Origin of the sequence: Anoxybacillus ayderensis, assembly GCF_000833605.1 — a bacterium.
In the GTDB taxonomy this organism is placed as follows: Bacteria; Bacillota; Bacilli; order Bacillales; family Anoxybacillaceae; genus Anoxybacillus; species Anoxybacillus ayderensis.
In genome coordinates, this window is record NZ_JXTG01000020.1 from 34764 (window position 1) to 40962 (window position 6199).

General features: G+C 41.4%; 9 protein-coding genes and 3 pseudogenes. 9 read left to right on the forward strand and 3 right to left on the reverse strand.

The window, feature by feature from the left end; genetic code table 11:
• Nucleotides 1-54: 54 nt before the first annotated feature.
• The 7 genes and pseudogenes from queC to JV16_RS12795 all read left to right on the forward strand — a co-directional run bounded on the left by queC (nt 55) and on the right by JV16_RS12795 (nt 4364).
• A complete protein-coding gene (queC, locus tag JV16_RS12770; protein WP_021095658.1) occupies nt 55-720 on the forward strand; it encodes a 7-cyano-7-deazaguanine synthase QueC in 666 nt (221 codons plus the stop codon).
• Nucleotides 717-1154, forward strand: coding sequence for a 6-carboxytetrahydropterin synthase QueD (gene queD, locus JV16_RS12775; protein ID WP_009362722.1), 438 nt, complete (start codon nt 717-719; stop codon nt 1152-1154). The genes queC and queD overlap by 4 nt, the downstream gene beginning before the upstream one ends.
• Nucleotides 1154-1876 (forward strand): 7-carboxy-7-deazaguanine synthase QueE, encoded by a 723-nt coding sequence (gene queE / locus JV16_RS12780; protein ID WP_021095657.1) that lies wholly within the window; start codon nt 1154-1156, stop codon nt 1874-1876. Before queD ends, queE begins: the two co-directional genes overlap by 1 nt.
• Before the next feature lie 18 nt (nt 1877-1894).
• A pseudogene (locus tag JV16_RS15375) lies at nt 1895-2056 on the forward strand (preQ(1) synthase); the annotation flags it as partial.
• 137 nt (nt 2057-2193) lie between these two features.
• Nucleotides 2194-3096: a hypothetical protein gene (locus JV16_RS12785; protein WP_021095656.1), complete on the forward strand. Its 903-nt coding sequence runs from the start codon at nt 2194-2196 to the stop codon at nt 3094-3096.
• 131 nt (nt 3097-3227) lie between these two features.
• A pseudogene (gene queF, locus JV16_RS12790) lies at nt 3228-3557 on the forward strand (preQ(1) synthase); the annotation flags it as partial.
• A gap of 117 nt (nt 3558-3674) precedes the next feature.
• On the forward strand, nt 3675-4364 hold the full coding sequence (locus tag JV16_RS12795) for an oxidoreductase (protein ID WP_042536162.1): 690 nt from the start codon (nt 3675-3677) through the stop codon (nt 4362-4364).
• Nucleotides 4365-4379: 15 nt separating this feature from the next.
• Here JV16_RS12795 and JV16_RS15380 read toward each other — a convergent pair whose 3' ends face one another.
• Nucleotides 4380-4556: a YkvS family protein gene (locus JV16_RS15380; RefSeq protein ID WP_009362719.1), complete on the reverse strand. Its 177-nt coding sequence runs from the start codon at nt 4554-4556 to the stop codon at nt 4380-4382.
• An 88-nt stretch (nt 4557-4644) separates the two neighbouring features.
• The gene (locus JV16_RS12800; protein ID WP_042536164.1) at nt 4645-4917 is read right to left on the reverse strand and encodes a hypothetical protein; all 273 of its coding nucleotides are present in this window, start codon (nt 4915-4917) and stop codon (nt 4645-4647) included.
• A 147-nt stretch (nt 4918-5064) separates the two neighbouring features.
• On the opposite strand from JV16_RS12800, the gene JV16_RS12805 reads away from it, so the two are divergent.
• Nucleotides 5065-5259 carry a hypothetical protein gene (locus JV16_RS12805; protein ID WP_042536166.1) on the forward strand — a complete coding sequence of 65 codons (195 nt, stop codon included), beginning with the start codon at nt 5065-5067 and terminating at the stop codon, nt 5257-5259.
• Here the strand turns inward: JV16_RS12805 and JV16_RS12810 are convergent.
• Complete coding sequence (locus JV16_RS12810; protein WP_021095650.1) at nt 5186-5710, reverse strand: sigma-70 family RNA polymerase sigma factor; 525 nt, start codon at nt 5708-5710, stop codon at nt 5186-5188. The two genes, JV16_RS12805 and JV16_RS12810, sit on opposite strands and share 74 nt — an antisense overlap.
• Before the next feature lie 321 nt (nt 5711-6031).
• On the opposite strand from JV16_RS12810, the pseudogene JV16_RS16005 reads away from it, so the two are divergent.
• Nucleotides 6032-6199 (forward strand): annotated as a pseudogene (locus JV16_RS16005) (ISL3 family transposase); the annotation flags it as partial.

The following is a 6199-nucleotide window of genomic DNA, read 5'->3' on the forward strand; positions in this document are numbered from 1 at the left end:
GTTTTTGTTTTAGAACGCTCTTTCTTCTCATTACGTAAGAAAGGGGAGCGAAAAATGAAAAAGGAAAAAGCAGTCGTCGTTTTTAGCGGCGGCCAAGACAGTACAACATGTTTATTTTGGGCGAAAAAACATTTTGCGGAAGTCGAAGCGGTGACGTTTGATTACAACCAACGCCATCGGCTCGAAATTGACGTCGCTGCATCGATCGCCAAAGAGCTTGACGTGCCACATACGGTGCTCGATATGTCGCTATTAAATCAGCTCGCACCAAATGCGCTGACAAGAAGCGATATAGCGATCGAACAAAAAGAAGGACAATTGCCGTCCACGTTTGTCGATGGGCGCAATTTATTGTTTTTATCGTTTGCGGCCGTGCTTGCGAAACAAAAAGGGGCACGTCATCTCGTGACGGGCGTATGTGAAACGGACTTTAGCGGTTATCCGGATTGCCGGGACGTATTTATTAAGTCGTTAAACGTGACGCTTAATTTAGCGATGGATTACGACTTTGTCATCCATACGCCGCTCATGTGGTTAAATAAAGCAGAAACGTGGAAGCTTGCTGATGAGTTGCATGCGCTTGAGTTCGTGCGCACGAAAACGCTCACGTGCTACAACGGCATCATCGCTGACGGTTGTGGCGAATGTCCAGCGTGCGTGTTGCGTAAACGAGGTCTTGATCAATATATGAGTGAAAAGAAAGGGGCGCATGTGCAATGATCCAACAAATTTATCCGCAAGTGATACACCCATTTCGCTATGAATTAAATAAAGATATGCAAATTGCGGCGGCGCACTTTATTCCGCATGAAGCAGCCGGGCAATGTGCGAACATGCACGGACATACGTATTTTATAAACATTACTGTTGCCGGTGACGAGCTAGATGATTCGGGCTTTTTAATTAACTTTCAACAGTTGAAAAAACTTGTGCACAACCGTTTTGATCATACGGTTATGAACGACCATAAAGACGTATTTAGCGATACAGCTGCTGAACATTTTCCGACGACAGAAGTGGTAGCGCGAAAAATTGCAGAAATTGTTCAAGAACATTTAGACACGTTGCCGAATAAACCGACATGCGTTCAAGTGTTTGTGCGGGAGTCCCCGACAAGCTACGTCGTATATCGTCCGAAAGCAGGGAAACAATAATGGAGCGCATTCCGGTCATTGAAATTTTCGGCCCGACGATTCAAGGTGAAGGTATGGTCATCGGGCAAAAAACGATGTTTGTCCGCACGGCAGGCTGCGACTATCGTTGCCGTTGGTGCGATTCGTCGTTTACGTGGGACGGTTCGGCGAAAGATGAAATAAAACAAATGACGGCTGAAGACATTTGGCAACAACTGAAACAGCTTGGCGGGGATCGTTTTAACCATGTGACCATTTCAGGCGGCAATCCTGCGCTGCTCAAAAGTTTGCATGCGCTCATTTCTTTACTGAAACAACATCGAATGCGCATCGGCTTAGAGACGCAAGGAAGCGTATGGCAAGACTGGTTTTACGATATCGACGATTTCACGATTTCACCAAAGCCGCCGAGCTCAAACATGGAAACAAACTTTGCGATGCTTGATACGATCATGGACCGATTAGCGAGCCATCGCGGACAAGTGAGTATAAAAGTCGTCGTATTTAACGATGAAGATTTTGCTTATGCCAAACATGTGCATCAACGCTACCCGACCGTTCCGTTTTACGTGCAAGTCGGCAATGATGATATACATGAAGGAGACGACGTCACGCTTCGCCTAAAGTTATTACAAAAACTTGAATGGCTCGTCGAACAAGTTGTGCAATCAAACGAGATGAACGACGTTCGCGTCTTGCCGCAACTACATACGTTATTATGGGGCAATCGTCGCGGCGTATAACTAAAGGAGGAGAAAGCGATGAGAAAAGATGAAGAACTACAAGGAGTCACGCTTCTTGGAAACCAAGGAACGAAATATGTATTCGAATACAGCCCAGACATTCTTGAAGTGTTTGATAACAAACATCCTGATCGCGACTACTTTGTAAAATTTAACTGTCCGGAGTTCACGAGCTTGTGTCAATGAGGGCACACTTCAGTGGTGACACTGTCGGCTAAACCTTGTGAATTCAGGGGAAGAGAAAAAGGGTGGAAATTATCTGAATTTTTATGTACAATACAAGCATAGGAATATATGTTCGTGAAAGGGTGTTTGTATTGTACGGTACGCCTTGGAGAGATAAGGAATGGTTTACTGAGCAGTTTATTTACATTGGGAAAAGTATTCATGAGTTGTCCATTGAATTAGGTATGGATTGGTCTAGTCTTGAAAGGTGGAGGCAGATTCACGGACTACCTAGGCACTCGGAAAGAGAAAGGATTATTGCGGAGTACGGATTAGATGTTTTTGAAAACATAGTGAAGAGGAAAAAGGAAAGATATTCGATTTCTAATAAAAGAAAAGCAGAGATTATGTATAAAGGGAAAAGTTACGAGGATATTTATGGTAAAGAGAAGGCTCAAGAAATAAAAAATAAAATTTCTGATTCAAATAAAAATGTGAAAAGATCGGAGGAATTTAAAGAAAATCTATCCAAAAAACAAAGAGGAAAAAATAATTCGAATTGGAAAGGTGGATTTTACAGTTCTCAGGTCTATAAACACATTGATCGTCTTAGTGTGAAAGAGTATGTTCTTGACACTTGGAATAGATATATAGTTATTGAAAAAGACTATACTTGTGAGTGCTGTGGAATCAGATCCATTACTTGTAATGGACATCATCTCCTATCTTTTACAAAAATTTTTGATGCTATTTGCTTTTATTTAGATAAACGTAATTGTTTAGACACACTGTCTGTCATTTCAGAAATGCATAAATTTCATAAAGAAAACTTTAGTAAAATTTACAAATGTTTGTGTTCTGCATGTCATCGCAATATTCATCGACAAGAGAATTATTATATGAGAATGCAAGAAGAGAATCGTCTTATCCATTTATTAGAACCCTATTTCTCCAACCCTGAGCCAAGCCTTAAAGAAGAAAGGGCGATGTATACAGCCTTTTTCTCTAAGGAAGGTGCAGAGACTATCGAAATCACTTTATCACGAAGCGAGTAAAAGTAGTGATAAAGGAAGAGAGTAGAGTACATCGCGATGAAAGTATCGTGGTGGAAGCGCAAGGGTTCTTATTCGATATCGCAGTCGAATAAGAATAAGATATAGTCCACCTGCTCTACAAAAAGCAGTTGCCAAAAACCGGACAACCAGATTTCGCCACAATTTACATTAGTTACATTCCTGATAAAAAATGTGTTGAAAGTAAGTCGCTGAAGTTATATTTATTTAGTTTCCGCAATCATGGTGATTTTCATGAAGATTGCGTCAATATTATTATGAACGATTTAATTCGCGTCATGGAGCCGCGCTACATTGAAGTGTGGGGGAAATTTACACCGCGCGGCGGCATTTCGATTGACCCGTATTGCAACTGGGGTCGCCCGGGAACGAAATATGAAAAAATGGCGGAATATCGCTTATTAAACCACGATTTATATCCGGAAAAAGTGGATAATCGCTAAAAAGGCTGGCTCATAAGTCAGCCTTAAAAAATTCATAAAAGAGAACTAGTTTTTTTTCGCAAACGGGTATATAATGACAAATTGTTACGAACCTTTTTTTGTTTGGGGGGTCTTCATTTGAGACAAAGAACAGCTCTTGTGATCGGAGCAAGCGGGTTAGTCGGAGGCGAGCTTCTCCAACGATTGCTTCGCTCAGAGCATTATGAACGAGTGACGGTGTTTGTTCGAAAGCAAATGACGTGCGAGCATGAAAAATTACAACAAGTTGTCGTTGATTTTGACAACATCGAACAATATGAACAATATTTTCATGTCGACGATGTATTTAGTTGTTTAGGGACGACGATGAAAAAAGCAAAAACAAAACAACAATTTATTAAAGTCGACTACGAATATACGTTGCGGGCGGCAAAACTAGCGGAAAAATGCCACGTCAAAACGTTTTTATTCGTTTCTGCGATCGGGGCGGATCCGCATTCGATGTTTTTTTACAATCGCGTCAAAGGGGAAACGGAAGAAGCGTTGCAGCGGCTTACGATTCGCTCGTTACACATTTTTCGCCCATCGTTATTAACAGGAGAGCGACAAGAATTTCGCCTCGGTGAAAAAACAGCGGAATGGCTTTCTCACGGTTTTTCGTTTGCGTTCGTCGGCAAATGGGAAAAATATAAGCCGATCGCTGCAAAACAAGTGGCGGAAGCGATGTATTATGCTGCGCTTTCCGAAAAACAAGGAGTATACATTTACGAATGTAGCGAAATAAAAGGTCAATGTGAACAACAAAGAGGGCTGTCTCATCAACAATAAGCAGCCCTCTTTTCGTTACTCTACAATTTTGTAGTTTTTATGGTTGACAACTGTTCGTTCTTGTAAGTCGAGTTCTTTGTAGTTATCCATGTACGTTAAGTCGACAATAACTGAATTTTCGTTTACTTTTTCAACAATTCCCCGCAACCCATTTTTAAATTCAATGATGTCGCCAATTTGCGCTTTTTTCATTGAAAATCCCCTTTACTTTTGAATTTTTAAACCTTTTTTCTATTTTGCATGATTTTTCCTCGTTCGTAAAGGGCATTTTCAACTATTTTTAACGCTGTGGCCCATACGGCATGTACGGCCACATTGGTCCTGGCATCATCTGTGGCATTTGTTGCGGCATTTGTGGCATTGGCATCGTTTGTGGCATCATTTGCGGCATTCCTGGCCACATCGGTCCCATCGGCATCCCACAGCCACAATCCCCCGGCATCATTTGTGGCATTGGCATCGGCTGCGTTTGTTGCGGCATCATCTGTGGCATTTGCTGGGGCATCATTTGTTGATCTAATCGGAAATCTTCATACATATTCCAGTCATTCATCGTTCATCTTCCTTTCTTTCATTTAGAATCCACCAACATTGTATGTGCATTTTTTATAGACGTGTGTCAATATAACAAAATTAGGCATTCACACATCGTATTGACATGTATCGTTCAGCGCGTTAAAACAAAGAGGGAGGGATAAACGTGACTGAACAAGAAGCAAAGCGACTAATTGAACAATTGCGCACACGCGACGTTCCACACTTACTTGTAAAAAAAGAACATTTTTTAACGTTTCGTCATGTGCTCGTCCAGCAAGAAGATTTTAAACATTTTCGCGGCGTCGCCCAGCGCGGCGGCGATGTCGTGTATTACTATATGGATGAGCCGCGCAGTTAACGTAACGTTTTAGCTTTTTGACGGCGGATATGCGCCATTGTTTTACGGCATTTATACTTACTCCTTCTTCATCGGCAATTTGTTTTAACGTTTTTCCTTCGATCACATGACGAATAAGCCATATGCGCTCGCGCGGCGTTAAATATTGCAGCGCATCTTCCCATACGATGTTGGCAAAAAAATCGACATCTTCTTTTAGCACATATTCTTCTGGCAACGGAACATATACGTTTTTCGTTTCTTTGCGCAGCTGTGATACGATGCGCCACCGAATCATTTTAAATGCGAACGTACAAAAGGAGCCTTTCGTTTCGTCGTATCGCTCATATGCTTCCCAAAGCGCAATTAAACCGATTTGCATATATTCATCGACATGACGGCGAATATGCAACTTGCGAATCATATAAGAAATGAGCGGGCGATATTCGTCAACAATTTTTTCAAAAGACATATATATCCCTTTCTTGAAGGCGCGCCCTCAGTTATTCCGCGGTACATTTAGCCTAACAAAAACGCTTGTATGATGCGAAAGACAAAACGGAGAAAAATCGCCCATTTACGTCTCGCATATACACCATTTCCCTTAAGGAAATACAAAAAATCGGGGAGAAAACAGGCAGGAAATAAAGGATTTTCCGAAAAAAAGGCTCTTCACCACAAGTTGTACTTGATCATTTAAGATCGGTGTGCATATAGAAAATAGGGGTACAAAAAATGCGAATTTTCCTGTATGGTAAAGGTGACCAAACCAAACCATTGGAGGAAAATTCGCATGTACTCTCAGTTTATCAAAGAACTCATCGATTTACCAGATGTTTTGATTCAAAAGGTGCGAAAAGAAGGAGATCGTTGGATTTTCGAACTTTCTCTACCTGAACAATGCCCGTTATGTCCTGTCTGCTTGAAACGCACGATCAAAATGACAGGAAAAAAGAAGCAA